This window comes from Thauera sp. (assembly GCF_034003485.1).
Classification (GTDB): domain Bacteria; phylum Pseudomonadota; class Gammaproteobacteria; order Burkholderiales; family Rhodocyclaceae; genus Thauera.
In genome coordinates, this window is the sequence record NZ_JAVEYL010000009.1 from 95,548 (window position 1) to 110,300 (window position 14,753).

At 67.9% G+C, this 14,753-nt stretch carries 12 protein-coding genes and 3 tRNA genes; 3 read left to right on the forward strand and 12 right to left on the reverse strand.

All coding sequences use genetic code 11. The features are described from left to right. Positions 1-42 precede the first annotated feature (42 nt). The 6 genes from RBT54_RS06910 to RBT54_RS06935 all read right to left on the reverse strand — a co-directional run bounded on the left by RBT54_RS06910 (position 43) and on the right by RBT54_RS06935 (position 2,350). Positions 43-118, reverse strand: a tRNA-His gene (locus RBT54_RS06910). A gap of 43 nt (positions 119-161) precedes the next feature. Beyond that, a tRNA-Arg gene (locus RBT54_RS06915) sits at positions 162-238 on the reverse strand. A 27-nt stretch (positions 239-265) separates the two neighbouring features. Further along, positions 266-342, reverse strand: a tRNA-Pro gene (locus tag RBT54_RS06920). 69 nt (positions 343-411) lie between these two features. Further along, complete coding sequence (locus tag RBT54_RS06925) at positions 412-1,683, reverse strand: hypothetical protein (RefSeq protein ID WP_320365503.1); 1,272 nt, start codon at positions 1,681-1,683, stop codon at positions 412-414. Continuing rightward, positions 1,680-1,898 carry a DUF2249 domain-containing protein gene (locus RBT54_RS06930; protein ID WP_320365505.1) on the reverse strand — a complete coding sequence of 73 codons (219 nt, stop codon included), beginning with the start codon at positions 1,896-1,898 and terminating at the stop codon, positions 1,680-1,682. The genes RBT54_RS06925 and RBT54_RS06930 overlap by 4 nt, the downstream gene beginning before the upstream one ends. Next, the gene (locus RBT54_RS06935; RefSeq protein WP_320365507.1) at positions 1,895-2,350 is read right to left on the reverse strand and encodes a hemerythrin domain-containing protein; all 456 of its coding nucleotides are present in this window, start codon (positions 2,348-2,350) and stop codon (positions 1,895-1,897) included. Before RBT54_RS06935 ends, RBT54_RS06930 begins: the two co-directional genes overlap by 4 nt. A gap of 194 nt (positions 2,351-2,544) precedes the next feature. Between RBT54_RS06935 and RBT54_RS06940 the strand changes: the two genes are divergently transcribed. Beyond that, complete coding sequence (locus tag RBT54_RS06940) at positions 2,545-3,756, forward strand: MFS transporter (RefSeq protein ID WP_320365508.1); 1,212 nt, start codon at positions 2,545-2,547, stop codon at positions 3,754-3,756. A gap of 39 nt (positions 3,757-3,795) precedes the next feature. Here RBT54_RS06940 and RBT54_RS06945 read toward each other — a convergent pair whose 3' ends face one another. Next, positions 3,796-5,037: an NAD(P)/FAD-dependent oxidoreductase gene (locus RBT54_RS06945; RefSeq protein WP_320365510.1), complete on the reverse strand. Its 1,242-nt coding sequence runs from the start codon at positions 5,035-5,037 to the stop codon at positions 3,796-3,798. A 138-nt stretch (positions 5,038-5,175) separates the two neighbouring features. Here RBT54_RS06945 and RBT54_RS06950 point away from each other — a divergent pair, with 138 nt between their 5' ends. Both RBT54_RS06950 and RBT54_RS06955 read left to right on the forward strand, forming a co-directional pair. After that, positions 5,176-8,886 carry a DUF748 domain-containing protein gene (locus RBT54_RS06950; RefSeq protein WP_320365512.1) on the forward strand — a complete coding sequence of 1,237 codons (3,711 nt, stop codon included), beginning with the start codon at positions 5,176-5,178 and terminating at the stop codon, positions 8,884-8,886. Positions 8,887-8,992: 106 nt separating this feature from the next. Continuing rightward, positions 8,993-10,039: a toll/interleukin-1 receptor domain-containing protein gene (locus RBT54_RS06955; protein ID WP_320365514.1), complete on the forward strand. Its 1,047-nt coding sequence runs from the start codon at positions 8,993-8,995 to the stop codon at positions 10,037-10,039. A gap of 120 nt (positions 10,040-10,159) precedes the next feature. On the opposite strand, the gene sufT is transcribed toward RBT54_RS06955, so the two are convergent. From sufT to sufC, 5 genes are read right to left on the reverse strand one after another with little or no spacing between them, the layout of a single operon-like run. Then, positions 10,160-10,729 carry a putative Fe-S cluster assembly protein SufT gene (gene sufT / locus RBT54_RS06960; protein ID WP_320365516.1) on the reverse strand — a complete coding sequence of 190 codons (570 nt, stop codon included), beginning with the start codon at positions 10,727-10,729 and terminating at the stop codon, positions 10,160-10,162. 39 nt (positions 10,730-10,768) lie between these two features. Then, a complete protein-coding gene (sufU, locus tag RBT54_RS06965) occupies positions 10,769-11,233 on the reverse strand; it encodes a Fe-S cluster assembly sulfur transfer protein SufU (protein ID WP_320365517.1) in 465 nt (154 codons plus the stop codon). Next, a complete protein-coding gene (locus RBT54_RS06970; protein ID WP_320365589.1) occupies positions 11,230-12,465 on the reverse strand; it encodes a cysteine desulfurase in 1,236 nt (411 codons plus the stop codon). Before RBT54_RS06970 ends, sufU begins: the two co-directional genes overlap by 4 nt. 20 nt (positions 12,466-12,485) lie before the next feature. After that, positions 12,486-13,889, reverse strand: coding sequence for a Fe-S cluster assembly protein SufD (gene sufD / locus RBT54_RS06975; protein WP_320365519.1), 1,404 nt, complete (start codon positions 13,887-13,889; stop codon positions 12,486-12,488). Then, the gene (gene sufC / locus RBT54_RS06980) at positions 13,886-14,734 is read right to left on the reverse strand and encodes a Fe-S cluster assembly ATPase SufC (RefSeq protein WP_320365521.1); all 849 of its coding nucleotides are present in this window, start codon (positions 14,732-14,734) and stop codon (positions 13,886-13,888) included. The genes sufD and sufC overlap by 4 nt, the downstream gene beginning before the upstream one ends. Between the last annotated feature and the right edge of the window lie 19 nt (positions 14,735-14,753).

Sequence of the window (14,753 nt, forward strand, 5' to 3'; positions counted from 1 at the left end):
CTTTCTCCGCTCTCGCGGATTTGAGGTAAGTCTTCCATTTTGTGGGGCGACATACCGGTTTCGAACCGGTGACCTTTGGAGCCACAATCCAATGCTCTACCAACTGAGCTAATGCCGCCACTGCAGGACCCCGGAAATACCGAAGCCCTTGAAACTTGTCCTGGCCTGCCCGGCAGGGATCGAACCTGCAACCCCCAGCTTAGAAGGCTGGTGCTCTATCCAATTGAGCTACGGGCAGATTCCCGCGGGCAATCGGAGTGTGAGCTGGTCGGGGTGGAGGGATTCGAACCCCCGACATCTTGCTCCCAAAGCAAGCGCGCTACCGGACTGCGCTACACCCCGAGAGCCGCGAACTATACAGAGTCCTTTTCGCCGCGTCAAACGTATTTCGTGCTTTTGTTCATGCGCCTTTCAGGCGTTTGCTGCCTGATGCCATGCACGTACTGCCCGCAGCAGGTTCGCCAGCAGCCAGCCGAATTCCACGGTGACGAGCAAGCCTGCAAGTGGAGTGATCACCGGCACCAGCACTGAGAGCAGCAATGCAGCCAGCGCCGCGGCATGAACGCGCAACTGGTTGCGGATCAGTACGTCGGGAAGCAGCTTCTTCATGTTCGGAGCACGGATCCGGGCCTGGGTCAGGTTGAGCCAGGTCAGGAAGGGCACGATCTTGTAGAGCATCGCGCTGATGGCGCCGGCGAAGGTGCCGTGGAGCACGAGGACACCGGCGAGCACGGGCCACTGGGGGGCTTCGTGGGCCAGCGAGACGAGCAGCACGAGCAGGCTGCCGAGCAGGGCGATCATCGCGAGCCGAAATGCCCGGAAGGGCGCGTCCGGCGTGCTGCGCCGCGAGTTGCGTTGCAGCTTGAGGGTCTGCAGCGCGAATCCGCTGGCCAGGACGAGCAGCAAGGCGGAAAGCGCGAGCTTGAGCCAGGCGATGTCGGCGATCAGGGCGGATGACCACAGCACCAGCGAGACGAGCGTGGCGGGGGCCCAGAAGCGGGTGAAGTTGGCGGGATAGGCGGGGGTGATCTGGAACATCGGCACGACCACCCAGCTTGTTGCCGCGAGCAGGAGTCCGCCCCAGCCCATCCAGGCCCAGACGGCGTGCAGGTCAACCAGGGTCGGAAGTGCGATAGGCAGTGCGAGGCCCTGGCCCAGGGCGAGGGCGAGCACGATTCCCAGCGCGGTGGTGAGTGCAAGCGCCGCGAGGGCGAGGCGCAGATCGCGCGGGGTCCGGCTGGCGCCCTGGGCGGGCGCTGCGCGTGCAAGGCCGATCAGGCTGGCGGCGAGGAAGATGCACAGGCCGGATGCGAGCAGTACGCCGCCGGAGAAGATCGCGAGCGGTGAGCCGCCACCGAGTCCGAAGGCGAGACTCGTGGCACCAGAGCCAAGCAGGACATGCGTGGCGCCGGCGACACGCAGCGGGGCAGGGAAGCTGGCCCCAGCCACCACAGGCAGGATCTGCAGCAGGGCTCCGAGCATGACGTGCAGCATGAAGCCGGCAGCGAACAGATGGACCACCGCCAGTGCACCAGGTGTCCATCGGGATCCGAGCAGTTCGCCATCGAAGAGTAATACCAAGCCGGCGACCAGGCCGAAGATCGGCGCGGTCAGGAAGAATCGCAGCGGTGCCGAGAGCGGCGGCGTGTCCTCGTAAGCCAGGCCCGGGTTGGCACTGCTCATGGTCGGCTGATGAGGATCTCGACGGCGCCGTCGTCGCGAAACTCGGCCGTGTGGCGGTAGCCATCGCGCTCGAGCATGCGAAGCAGCGGATGCGGCATGCGATCGATCAGCAAGGTGAACTGCCCGCCTGCCGGCAGGTCGGCAATGGCTTCCATGGCGCGCTCGAAAGGCTCTGGCGGTTCGAGGCCGCGCGCGTCGACAGTCTTTGTGCTCATGCTGCGTGCTCCGGGGCGAGTCTGTTGGAAAGTGTGTCCACCAGTGCGTCACGCTCGCCGCCCAGACGCAGGTCGCACATCGGGTAAAGGATGTTCTCTTCCTTCATGTTGTGCTGCTGCATCATGATCAACAGGGTTTCGGCCTCGCCCGCGAATTCGTCGAGGTCACGACTGGCAAGTGCGGCGTGCAACTGTGCCAACGTCGTGCGCATCTCGGCGTGTTCGCCACGCATCACCTGGGTCGGCCCCTGCGTCATGCCGGTCACCGCCTCGAAGCGCGGGAACAACTCCTGCTCCTCGGCCTGAAAATGGGCTTCCAGTCCGGTCGTGAAGGCCTCGAGCGCCAGCGCAGCCGCGTTCCAGTCCTTCTTGTGCGCGAGGGTCTCGGCCCGGGCGAAATCGTGGTCGCAACTGCGGTGGTCGTGCGTCATCAGTTCGGCGATCGAGGTCATGTTCCGCTCCGGGGGGTTTGTCGCACGCATTTTCCGCGCGCTCGATCAGAAGGCATTGATACGAGTCAAGTCGACCATCTCGGGTGGCCGATCCACGTCGGCGGCTGCCCATGCTCGGGCTCGCCTGCGTGCGCCGCGGCAGGCACAATGCGGCTTTTTTCGCGATGGAATACGCCCGGATGCAATCGAGCGGGATGCCCAGCCGATGGGGGCGGATCTTCCTTCCGTTCGCGCTCGGCTATTACCTGTCCTACCTGCTGCGCACCGTCAACGCGGTGATCTCTCCCGCGCTGACGGCCGAGTTCGATCTGTCGGCGGCGAATCTGGGCCTGCTTACCAGCACCTACTTCCTTGCTTTCGGGCTGGCGCAGATACCGGTGGGGATCGCGCTCGATCGTTTCGGACCGCGCCGGGTCGAGGCGCTGCTGCTGCTGATCACTGCCATTGGTGCGGCGATTTTCGCGCTCGGCGACAGTCTGCAGATGCTCGGCTTCGGGCGCGCCTTGATCGGGCTCGGCGTGTCGGCGTGCCTGATGGCAGCGCTGAAGGGTTTCGCGCTGTGGTACCCGCGCGAGCGCCAGAGCTCGATGACCGGATTCATCATGGCGGCAGGCGCGCTCGGCGCGCTGACGGCGAGCATGCCGCTGGAGGCGGCGCTGCCTGTTCTCGGCTGGCGTGGCGCGTTCTGGATCATTGCCGTCGTCGCCTTGGTCGCGTCGTTCACGATTTTCCGCAGCCTGCCCGATGTGCCGGTGCAGGAAGCACGCGGCAGCATGGGAGATGCGCTGCGCGTGCTCGCCGGAATCTACGCATCGTCCGCCTTCCTGCGATTCGCTGCCTCGGCAGCAACCTTCGTCGGCGGTTTCATGGCGCTGCAGAGCCTGTGGGCGGTGCCCTGGCTGATGAATGTGAACGAGCTCGGGCTGGCGCAGGCCGCAGGCATGCTCGTGGTGCTGAACCTGGGCAATCTGGTGGGACAGCTCTCGATCGGGGTGCTTGGCGTGCGCCTGGCGCGTCGAGGCGTCGAGCCGGTCGCGCTGCTACGCGGCGGTTATGTCTGCCTCATTCTCGTGCAGCTTGCGATTCTGTTCGCGGCAGGCCCGGTGATGGTCGCATGGTTCCTGTTCGGCCTGTTCTCCGCAGTCAATTCGCAGAGCTATCTGGCGGCCTCCCGCGCCTTCGCGCCGGCGCTGTTCGGCCGCGTCAGTACGGCGCTGAATCTCATGGCCTTCGCTGGCGCATTCGCGGTGCAGTGGGGCCTCGGCCACGCGCTCGATGCACTGCGCGCCCACGGTCACGACATGGTGAGTGCGCTGCAGTATGCGTTCGGTGGGCTCATCCTGCTGCAGGTGGCAGGCTTCCTGCCGCTGTTGTTGAGGTTCCGCGACCCCGAGGCGCTCGACTGAGGCCGGCGAGAGCGGGCAGGGCGCCCTGATTTGCCGCGCTCAAACCGCCTCGCCGCAGGCGACGCCCGAGGACCACGCCCACTGAAAGTTGTAGCCGCCGAGGTGGCCGGTGACGTCCATGACCTCGCCGACGAAGTACAGCCCGGGCACGCTGCGCGCTTCCATCGTCTTGGACGACAGCGCCCGCGTATCGACGCCGCCGAGCGTGACCTCGGCCTTGGCGTAGCCCTGGGTGCCGGACGGCGTCAGCCGCCAGTCCGCCAGACTGGCGGCGATGGTGCGGAGTTCGGCGTGACGGATCTGATTGACCGGCTTCATCCAGCCATGGAGTTCGCACCAGGCGTGTGCGAAGCGCCGTGGCAGACGCTCGCCGAGCAGATTGGGCAGCAGCGCCTTGTCGTGCGCATGTTCCAGCAACCAGGCTTCGGCATCGACGCCTGGCAGCAGGTCGACGTGCACCGGTTCCCATTCATCATCCTTGTAAGCCTGGGCCTGCCAGTAGCTCGACACCTGCAGCACTGCTGGTCCCGAGAGGCCGCGGTGCGTCACCAGCGCCGCTTCGCGAAAGCCCGGCCCCCGGCAGTGGGCCTCGACTTCCAGCGAAATGCCGGCCAGCGTGGCGAGAAGCGCCAGGGTCTCAGGCGCCAGCGTGAGCGGGACCAGCGCCGGCCGCGGCGCGACGACCGGAATGCCGAACTGTTCGGCGATGCGATAGCCGAAGGGGGTGGCGCCGATCTTCGGGATCGCCAGGCCGCCGGTGGCGATCACCAGGCTCGAGGCACCGAAATGCCCGCGGTCGGTCTCGATCGCGAAGCGCTCGCCGTCAGCGTCGCCGCGATGATGGCGAACCTGGTGCACGGTGGCTGGCATCGCCCATTGCACGCCGCCGTCCTCGCACTCGGCGCGCAGCATGTCGATGATCTGTTGCGCGGAATCGTCGCAGAAGAGCTGGCCCCAATCCCTTTCGTGGAAATCGATGCCGTGGCTGTGCACAAGCTCGATAAAATCGCGCGCCGTATAGCGCGACAGCGCCGAGCGCACGAAATGCGGATTGAGGCTGAGATAGTGCTCGGGGCCGACCCGGCGGTTGGTGAAGTTGCAGCGGCCGCCGCCGGAGATGCGGATCTTCTCGGCGAGCCGGACGGCGTGATCCACCAGAAGCACGCTGCGTCCGCGCTGGCCGGCGGTGGCGGCACACATCATGCCGGCGGCACCGGCGCCGATGATCACGACATCGAAGTGGCGGCCGCTGGGCGGCGCAGCGGGCGTGAACGCGTGCACCACGTGCTTACCTGTAGGGGGAAAGCGGCGCAGAATACGCGCTATGCCGCAATGCGGCAATCCACCCGAGTGTAAGCCAGCTTATGCGCTTGGGCTGGAGTGGGATAATAAAAATGAATCGTCTCCTTGGAGTGTCTTATGTCTGATACCACGACCGACTCGACCATGGCGCCTCCGCGGCGCAAGGGGGTCCGTCGGGCACTGTGGACTGCGGGAACGCTGCTGGCACTATCGGCGGTGGCGTATCTCGCCATCCCGCCAATCGCGCGCCACTATGCACAAATGTACCTTGGCGAGGCCCTCGGGCGTGAAGTCAGCATCGAGCGCGTGCTCATCAACCCCTTCCGGCTGACCGCCGAGGTGGGCGGCCTGCGGGTGATGGAAGCAGACGGCAGCGGCGAGGCGCTGACCTTCGACACCCTGCGTGCCAACCTCGAGATCGAATCGGTCGTGCGCAAGGGCATCGTGCTGCACGAACTCGCGCTCGAAGCGCCGCGGATCAAGCTGGTGCTCGACGAAGGCGGCAAACACAACTGGACCGACGTGCTCGAGCGCATCCAGGCGCTGGGGGGCGACGCTGCGGCCGAAGATGCGCCACCGGCGCTGTTCTCGATCGGCAACATCCGCATCAGCGACGGCCACGTCGAGGTCGAGGACAAGCCGCGCGGCCTAAAGCACGAACTCAGCGCGATCGGCCTCGGCGTGCCCTTCATCTCCAACTTGCCGGTGCGGGTCGATGTTTTCGTGCAGCCGTCGCTGAACGCGACGCTCAACGGCGACCCGCTGCTGCTCAACGCCCGCACCAAGCCCTTTGCCGAATCGCAGGAGACCATCGTCGACGTCGCGCTCAAGCAGTTCGACCTCGCGCCGTGGATGGCCTACCTGCCGATCGAGCCGCGCTTCAGGTTGCCGTCGGCCTTGCTCACCACCAACCTCGAAGTGTCCTTCAGCCAGCCGACCGATGCGCCGCCAGTGGTCGCCCTGCGCGGTCCGCTGCACATCGACCAGCTCGTGCTGCAGGACCGCGAAGGCGAGCCGGTCGCGACGGTCGCCGAACTGGAGCTCGAGTTCGCCGATGTGCAGCCCCTGATCGGGCGCTGGCATTTCACCCGACTGCGCCTGGACAAGCCGGAAGTGGATCTGGTGATGTTGAAGGACGGCAGGATGAACATCCTCGATCTGCTGCCCCCGCCCGCGAAGCCGGCTGGCAAGGCGCCCGGTGCGACGTCCGAAACACCTGCAGCCGCCGGCGCGGACGGCACCACCACGGCAGCAGCCAATGCCACCGAACCGGATTTCCTGCTGGCGCTCACCCGCATTCGCGACGGGGTGATCCGGTTCGAGGACCGCACACTCGCCGAGCCTTTCCGCGCGCGCATCGAGACCATCAACCTCGACATGCGCGACCTCTCCAATGTGGGCGAAATCCCGGCCGAGATCCGTCTCGACTATGTGAGCGACGCAGGCGAGAAGTTCGTCCACGAGGACGTGCTTCGCCTGTCGCCCTTCCAGTTCTCCGGAAACCTGCAGTTCGAGGCCATCAAGCTCGCCCGCTACGCGCCTTACCTGGCCAAGGCCCTGCCGGGCGGCACGATCAGCGACGGCGCTTTGACGGGCGCGCTGCAGTACCGCGTCACCCTGGGCGACAAGGGAGAGCCCAAGGTCGAGATTGGCTCGGAAGCCCTTGCCCTGCGTGATTTCGCGCTCATGCTCAAGGGCGCGAAGACGCCGGCGATCAAGGTGCCTGAACTCGACGTGCGCTCGGTGTTGGTGGACCTTGGCGGACGCAGCGTTCGCCTGGGCGGGCTCGATCTCAAGGGTGCCCAGATATCGGCCGTGCGATTCAAGGATGGCAGCTTTGACATCGTGAAGGCGCTCGTGCCGCCGGCGTCTCCCGCCAGCAAGGGCGCCAAGGGCGTTGCGTCGGCCAGGAGCGGTCCGGACTGGGTGGTTGCGGTCGACAAGCTGACGCTGAAGACCGCCTCGGTGCGCCTGGAAGATCGCAGCGTGCGGCGTCCGGTGGTGACGACGGTGGACAACATCGACTTCGAGGTCGACGGCTTCTCCACCGCCAAGGGCAACACGCTGCAGTTCAAGCTCGATTCGCGCTTCAACCAGCGCGGCAAGGTGGCGGCCTCCGGGCCGCTGACGCTCGAGCCGCTCAAGGCCGACCTGCGCCTCGACCTGCGCAACGTTGATCTGCTGCCGCTCCAGCCCTATGTGCTCGAGCAGACGAAGATCGCGATCTCGCGCGGCAATATCACCAGTCAGGGGCGGTTGAACCTGCAGATCGGGCGGCGCGGGCAGGTGCTCGCGCGCTTCAATGGCGATGTCGGCGTGGCCAATTTCGCCTCTGTCGACCGCCTCAACGCCACCGATTTCCTGCGCTGGCGCACGCTGCGCGTGGGCGGCATCGACGCCCGGCTCGAGCCGTTCTCGCTCGCCATCAAGCGTGTCGCCGTGGACGATTTCTACACCCGGCTGATCCTCGACGACCAGGGTCGACTCAACCTGCGCGAGATCGGCGGCTTCAGTGGTGACGAGCCGGCTCCCCCGCCCAGGGCCGCCGCGCAGGTTGTGAGCGCGGGCGATGGCAGCTTCCCCGGTGAGGCGAGTGCGACTGCCGAAGGCAAGCGCACCGTGGAGGTCGCCACGCCCGCCACGCCGCCCCCGCCGATCCGCATCGACCGCATCGAGATGAAGCGCGGCAACGTCGCTTTCAGCGACCGCTTCGTCCGCCCGAACTACGACGCCAACCTGACCGAGCTCGTTGGCACGCTCATCGGCTTCTCGACCGCGCCGGACGCGATCGCCAAGCTCGATCTCAACGGCAAGGTGGACAAGACGGCGCCGCTCAGCATCAACGGCGAGTTCAACCTCTTCCGCCAGGACGCCCACCTCGACATCGTCGCCAAGGTCACCGGTTTCGAGCTCACCGGCCTGTCGAGCTACTCGGGCAAGTACGTCGGCTATGGCATCGCCAAGGGCAAGCTCTCGGCCGAGCTCAACTACAAGATCGAGGATCGCAAGCTCACCGCGACCAACCAGATCTTCCTCGATCAGCTCACCTTCGGCGACAAGGTCGACAGCCCCGACGCGGTGAATCTGCCGGTGCAGCTCGCGGTGTCGCTGCTCAAGAACAGCCGCGGCGAGATCGACCTTCGCCTGCCCGTCAGCGGCACGCTCGACGACCCTGAATTCAGCATCTTCGGGCTGGTGCTGAAGATGTTCTTCAACCTGATCGGCAAGGCCATCACCTCGCCGTTCGCGCTGCTTGGCTCGGCACTCGGGGGCGGGGAGGAGCTGTCGCAACTCGAGTTCGTGGCCGGCAGTGCGCAGCCCGGCGATGCGCAGCAGGGCAAGCTCAAGACGCTCGCGCAGGCGCTGGTCGACCGGCCGACGCTCAAACTCGACATCGTCGGCCGCGCCGATTCGGCCAACGACCTCGACGGTCTGCGCCAGGTCGCGCTCGACAACGCGGTGCGTGCGCAAAAGCTCAAGGCGATGATCGCCCGCGGCGAGGACGCGCCCTCGCTCGAAGACATCGAAGTCGGCGCCGAGGAGTATCCGGCGCTGCTCGAAAAGGCCTACAAGGCGGCCGACTTCAAGAAGCCGCGCAACATGATCGGCCTCACCAAGGCCATTCCGGTGCCCGAGATGGAGGCGCTGATGCGCGCCAACGTCAAGGTCGGCGATGCCGAACTGCGCACGCTCGCCCAGCAGCGTGCGCAGGCTGTGCGTGAGTGGCTGGTGGGCGAAGGGGCCGTGCCGGGCGAGCGCATCTTCGTGCTCGAGCCCAAGGTGGAGGCGGCTGGCGAAGGCGGGCAGGTCCAGTTCTCGCTGCGCTGAGCGCGGTCCGCTGCGTGCATGATCGATGGGGGCTGCGGCCCCCGTCGTGCTTTCGGGGGCTATGATTGAAGCGTGAATAGCACCGCGCGCGCGGGAGGAAGCGGCCATGGGCAAGGTTTTCATCAGCTACCGGCGTGAGGACGCGGCAGGTTACGCGCGTGCGATCTACGAAGAGCTGACCGAGCGCTTCACGGCCGATCGCATCTTCATGGACGTCGATGCGATCGAGCCCGGCCTGCCTTTCGACGAGGTCATCCGCAACGCGGTCGGCCAGTGCGAGGCGCTGCTGGTGCTGATCGGCGCGCGCTGGCTGGCACCGCAACCCGACGGCAAGACGCGGCTCGAAGACGAGCGCGACTTCGTCCGCCTCGAGATCGCCGCCGCGCTCGCGCGCAATATCCGCGTCATCCCCGTGCTGCTCGACGGCACACCGATGCCCAAGGAGGCCGAGCTGCCCGAAGCGCTGCGCGGGCTGGTGTGGCGCAACGCGATCGAAGTCAGCAACACGCGTTTCAACACGGATGTGGACCGCCTTGCCAATGTGCTGGCGAAGGTGCTGGATGGTCCGGCGGTGGCGAACGCGGCGGATGTCACGCCGAGCTCGGCTACGCCCGTTGCAGAGGAGCCGCCCGGGCCGTCGGTGGCAGACGCGGTAAGGATTTCGGCTGGGTCAGGGAGCGGTTTGCGATACCTGTTGGGTGCGGTGGCGCTGGTGGCAGTCGGCGTGCTTGCGTGGGTGATGTGGCCAGCCGCGACGCCGCCCGCGCAGGGCCCGGCAGTGGACGAGCGGGTAGCGGTGGAGGCAGCCCGGAGCCCGGGCCTGCCCGCCGGCGTCGAACTGGACGCACGGACGGCGGTGGACTTTGCCGGGCGCCCCTGGGGCGTGGTGTTCGGCAGCGACCGTGCCCTGGACGCGGCGCGCGACGAGCTGCGCCGTGCGAGCCGCAACGGGGTGGCGCAGACCGCGATCTACCTGCGCAACGGCTACTACGCCAGCATCGCGCTGCGCGCGGATCGCGCCGAGGCCGACCGCGTCCTTCGCATCGTGCGCGCATTCCGCAGCGACGCCTATGTGGCGAACATGCGCACCTGGTGCCTGCGGCCGGAGCCGCTTGCAGGCTACGTGGCGTGTGGCGCGGCGACGGCGGACTGAAATCCGGAGCCCCCGACGTGTGCTGCAGTTTCACGACGGCCCGGCACGTGGGCGGCCAGGAGCCGGGCGCAGACCAGGGAGAGCAGCCCCCCCTCAGGAGTGCCCCTCAGCGCAGATTCCTCAGTACAGCCCCATCTCCAGCCGCGCCGCCTCGCTCATCATCTCGCGGCTCCACGGCGGATCCCACACCAACGTGACCTCTGCCTCGGCGACGCCGGGGATGGTCAGCAGCTTGGCTTGTGCCTCGTCGGCGATCAGCGTGCCCATGCCGCAGCCGGGGGCGGTGAGCGTCATGCTCACCGCGAGGCGAAAGTCTCCGTCGGGTAGCGCCTCGGCGGTGCAGGCGTAGATCAGGCCGAGATTGACGATGTCGATAGGGATCTCGGGGTCGAAGCAGGTGGCGAGCTGGGCCCAGGCGGCGCGCTCGATGCTCTCGGTGGTCTGCTCGCCGTCCTGCGGCACCGGCGCTGCGGCGGCGAGTTGCGGCTCGAGCCCGAGCGCGTCGGCGTTGCGCTCGTCGATGCGGTAGAGGTTGCCGCCGCTCATCACCGTGATCGAGCCGCCCAGGCGCTGGGTGATGAGTGCGTAGCTGCCTTCTTCCAGCGTTTCCGGCCGGCCCCAGGGCACGCTCACTGCCGCGCATTCGCGTTGCAGCACGCGGGATTCGGTTTCGCCGTAGCGGTCGCCCATGGTGGTTCTCTCCTCGATGGCGGTGCAGTGGATCTGCGGTTATTCGGTGTGCGCGGTCTCGTGCTCGCCGGCGAGCGCGTTGTGCAGCGTGTGCCAGGCGAGCGTGGCGCACTTGACCCGTGCCGGGAAGTCCTTCACCCCGGCGAGCACCTCGAGCTTGCCGAAGTCGCGCGCCGGGTCGGTGGCCGCGCGGCCTTCGGTGAGCAGCGCGTGCACGTCGCGGAACAGCGCCTCGACCTCCTCGACCGGCTTGCCCTTGACCGCCTCGGTCATCAGCGAGGCCGACGCCGTGGAGATCGCGCAGCCGTGGCCGACGAAGCTCGCCTCGCGCACGATGCCGTCCTCGACCTGCACGTACACCGTGAGCTGGTCGCCGCACAGCGGGTTGTGGCCGTCGGCGTGGTGGCTGGCGGCGGGCAGCGGGCGGTAGTTACGCGGGTTGCGGTTGTGGTCGAAGATCACTTCCTGGTACAGCTCGCGCAGCGAATCCTGCATGTCGGTCATGGCGCTCTCCTGGTGCCGAACAGGTCCTGCGCCTTGTGGATGGCGACCACCAATGCGTCGATGTCGGCGCGCTCGTTGTAAAGCCCGAGCGAGGCGCGCGCCGTGCCGGGGATGCCGAAGCGCGTCATCAGCGGCATCGCGCAGTGGTGGCCGGCGCGGATCGCCACGCCTTCGGCGTCGAGGATGGTGCCGAGGTCGTGCGGATGGATACCCTCGACCAGAAACGAGAGGATGCCGGCCTTGTCACGCGCGGTGCCGACCAGACGCACGCCGGGGATGGCCTGCAGCGCCGCGGTGCCGTATTCCAGCAGCGTCTGCTCGTGGGCGTGGATGCGGTCCAGACCCACGCCCTGCACGTAGTCGATCGCCGCGGCCAGCGCGATCGTGCCGGCGATGTTGGGCGTGCCGGCCTCGAAGCGCTGCGGCGGCGGCGCGAAGGTGGTGTTCTCGAAGGCGACGGTGCGGATCATGTCGCCGCCGCCCTGCCATGGCGGCATCTGGCGCAGCAGCTCGGCGCGGCCGTAGAGCACGCCGATGCCGGTGGGGGCATACAGCTTGTGTCCGGAGAACGCGTAGAAGTCGCAGCCGATCGCCTGCACGTCCACCGCCTGGTGGGCCACCGCCTGCGCGCCGTCGATCAGCACGACCGCACCGAGTTCGTGCGCGCGCCGCGTCATCTCGGCCACCGGGTTCACCGTGCCGAGCGCGTTGGAGACATGGGTGATCGCCAGCAGCCGGGTGCGTTCGCCGAGCAGGCCTGTGAAGGCCTCCATGTCGAGCTCGCCGTTGTCCTGCACCGGGATCACCTTGAGCACCGCGCCGGTCTGCTCGCACAGCAGTTGCCAGGGCACGATGTTGGAGTGGTGCTCCATGGTGCTGAGCAGGATCTCGTCGCCCGCGGTGAGTCGCGGCCGGCCCCAGCTCTGCGCCACCAGGTTGATCGCCTCGGTGGTGCCGCGGGTGAACACGATCTCGTCCGCGCTGGCGGCGTTGAGGAAGCGCTGCACCGTGACGCGTGCGCCGTCGTAGAGCTCGGTGGCGTGCTGCGACAGCCAATGCACGCCGCGGTGGATGTTGGCGTTGGACTCGCGGTAGAAGCGCGCCTCGGCGTCGATCACCACGGCGGGTTTCTGCGTGGTGGCGCCGTTGTCCAGGTAGGCCAGGCGGCGGCCGTGCACCGGCCGCGCCAGGATCGGGAAGTCGGCGGCGAGGTCGCGCAAGGCAGCGTCCATGACGTTTTCGTGCGGGGCATTCACGACAGTTCCTCCAGTCGGGCCTCGGCCGGCAGGCGCTGGAGCAGCGCGGCGCGGCCGAGCGCACGCAGCGGGGCGTGGGCGATGCGCTCGAGCACCTCGGCGGCGAAGGCGTAGGTCAGCACCTGGCGCGCGTGCGTGGCGTCGAGGCCGCGGCTGCGCAGGTAGAAGAGGGCGTCGTCGTCGATCTGGCCGACGGTGGCACCGTGCGCGCATTTGACGTCGTCGGCGTAGATCTCGAGCTCGGGGCGGGCGTCGGCCTCGGCCAGCCTGGACAGCAGCAGGTTGTCGCAGCGCTGCATGGCGTCGGTGCGCTGGGCGTCCTGGGCGACCAGGATGCGGCCTGTGAACACGCCGCGCGCGTTGCCGTCGAGCAGCCCGCGGTAGAACTCGCGGCTGGTGCCTTGCGGGGCGGCATGGTCGATGCGGGTGTGGTGGTCGACATGGCGGCGGCCGTCGGCGTGGTAGAGGCCGTTCAACAGCGCCTCGGCACCTTCGCCGTCGAGCCGGGTGCGGATGTCGTTGCGCGCCAGGCGCGCGCCGAAGGACAGCGAGTGCGAGGCGAACACCGCGCCGCGCGCCTGCACGGCGTCGATCGTGGCCAGGTGGATGGCTTCGGGCGCTTCTTCCTGCAACTTCAGGTGCACCACGTTGCTGTCCTGCGCGGCGAGGATGCGGGTGACCGCGGTGGTCAGCGTGCTACCGGCGGCGCCCGCCGGATAGTGCTCGACGATCGTCGCCTGGGTGCCGGCCTCGGCGACGACGAGGTTGCGCAGGTGTCTGTCTGCGGCTGTGGCACCGATGAAGACGAGGTGGATCGCCTGCTCGACGGCGACGCCACGGCTGAGGCGGATCCAGGCGCCGTCGGTGGCGAGGGCGGCGTTGAGGGCCTGGGGGGTTTCGCCATCGCTGGCGTTGCCGAAGGCGGCTTCGACCGCTTCGGGGGTCCGCTTCAGTGCGTCGGCGAGGCTGCCGATCTGCGCGCCGCCAGGCAGTCCGCCGATCGCGGACAGTGCCGGGGCGAAGCGGCCGTCGACGAAGACCAGCCAGTGGTCGAGGTCCTGGGGGGCGGAGGCTGCAGCGTTCGCGGGCGAGCCCGCTCCCACGGCGCTGGCCACTCCTTCATGCGAGCCGGCCTGCCCGCGAGTCGCCGTGCGATAACGTTCGCGCAGCCGCGCCAGCACCGCTTCGGGTTTGTCGCCCGCCTCGGCCGCCAGGGCCTGCTGCCCCATGAACGCAAGCGAGGTGTGGCGCCAGTTCTCGCGCCGCGTCGTCGGCCAGCCTTCGTCGGCGAAGCGGTCGATTGCCTCCTCGCGCAGGCGGACGAGCCAGGGCAGGCTCGCGCCAGGCAGATCGGCGGCGGCGTCGCGATGGCGTCCGAGCCAGATGTCGACCGCGCTCATGGCTGCGCTCCCGTGCGCGCGCCGACCCCGCCCACGCTCGACACGCCGGCGCGTGCGGCAGGGCTTGCCCCGGCTGCAGGTTCGCCACTCGCCTTGCCGCCCTTCGCCGCGTCGATCCAGCCGTAGCCGTGCTCTTCCAGCTCCAGCGCCAGCTCGCGTCCGCCCGAGCGCACGATGCGGCCCTGCGACAGCACGTGCACCTTGTCGGGCACGATGTAGTCGAGCAGGCGCTGATAGTGGGTGATGACGATCATCGAACGCTCGGGCGAGCGCAGGCGATTGACGCCCTCGGCGACGATCTTCAGCGCGTCGATGTCCAGCCCGGAGTCGGTCTCGTCCAGCACCGCGAGCTTGGGCTCGAGCAACGCCATCTGCAGGATCTCGTTGCGCTTCTTCTCGCCGCCGGAGAAGCCTTCGTTCACCGAGCGGTAGAGGAACTCCTCCTTCATGCCGACCGCCTTCATCTCCGCCTTCACCTTGGCGAGGAAGTCCATTGCGTCGAACTCGGGCAAGCCGCGGTGGCGACGGATCGCGTTGACCGCGGCCTTCAGGAAGTAGGCGTTCGACACCCCGGGGATCTCCACCGGGTACTGGAAGGCGAGGAAGAGCCCGGCGCGCGCGCGCTCTTCGGCGGGCAGGGCGAGCAGGTCGGTGCCGTCCCAGTCCACGCTGCCGTCGGTGACGGTGAAGGTGTCGCGCCCGGCCAGCACCTGGGCGAGCGTGCTCTTGCCCGAGCCGTTGGGGCCCATGATCGCGTGCACCTCGCCGTCGGCGACCTCGAGGTTCAGCCCGTTGAGGATCGCCTTGCCCTCGACCGTGGCGTGCAGGTTGTTGATTTTCAGCATGTCTGTTCTCCCTTTTGTC

Bases quoted from the DNA above. Each gene is read 5' to 3' on its own strand.
- RBT54_RS06925 (WP_320365503.1), bottom strand. From the start codon at position 1,683: ATGAGCAGTGCCAACCCGGGCCTGGCTTACGAGGACACGCCGCCGCTC.
- RBT54_RS06930 (WP_320365505.1), bottom strand. From the start codon at position 1,898: ATGAGCACAAAGACTGTCGACGCGCGCGGCCTCGAACCGCCAGAGCCT.
- RBT54_RS06935 (WP_320365507.1), bottom strand. From the start codon at position 2,350: ATGACCTCGATCGCCGAACTGATGACGCACGACCACCGCAGTTGCGAC.
- RBT54_RS06940 (WP_320365508.1), top strand. From the start codon at position 2,545: ATGCCCAGCCGATGGGGGCGGATCTTCCTTCCGTTCGCGCTCGGCTAT.
- RBT54_RS06950 (WP_320365512.1), top strand. From the start codon at position 5,176: ATGTCTGATACCACGACCGACTCGACCATGGCGCCTCCGCGGCGCAAG.
- RBT54_RS06955 (WP_320365514.1), top strand. From the start codon at position 8,993: ATGGGCAAGGTTTTCATCAGCTACCGGCGTGAGGACGCGGCAGGTTAC.
- sufT (WP_320365516.1), bottom strand. From the start codon at position 10,729: ATGGGCGACCGCTACGGCGAAACCGAATCCCGCGTGCTGCAACGCGAA.
- sufU (WP_320365517.1), bottom strand. From the start codon at position 11,233: ATGACCGACATGCAGGATTCGCTGCGCGAGCTGTACCAGGAAGTGATC.
- RBT54_RS06970 (WP_320365589.1), bottom strand. From the start codon at position 12,465: ATGGACGCTGCCTTGCGCGACCTCGCCGCCGACTTCCCGATCCTGGCG.
- sufD (WP_320365519.1), bottom strand. From the start codon at position 13,889: ATGAGCGCGGTCGACATCTGGCTCGGACGCCATCGCGACGCCGCCGCC.
- sufC (WP_320365521.1), bottom strand. From the start codon at position 14,734: ATGCTGAAAATCAACAACCTGCACGCCACGGTCGAGGGCAAGGCGATC.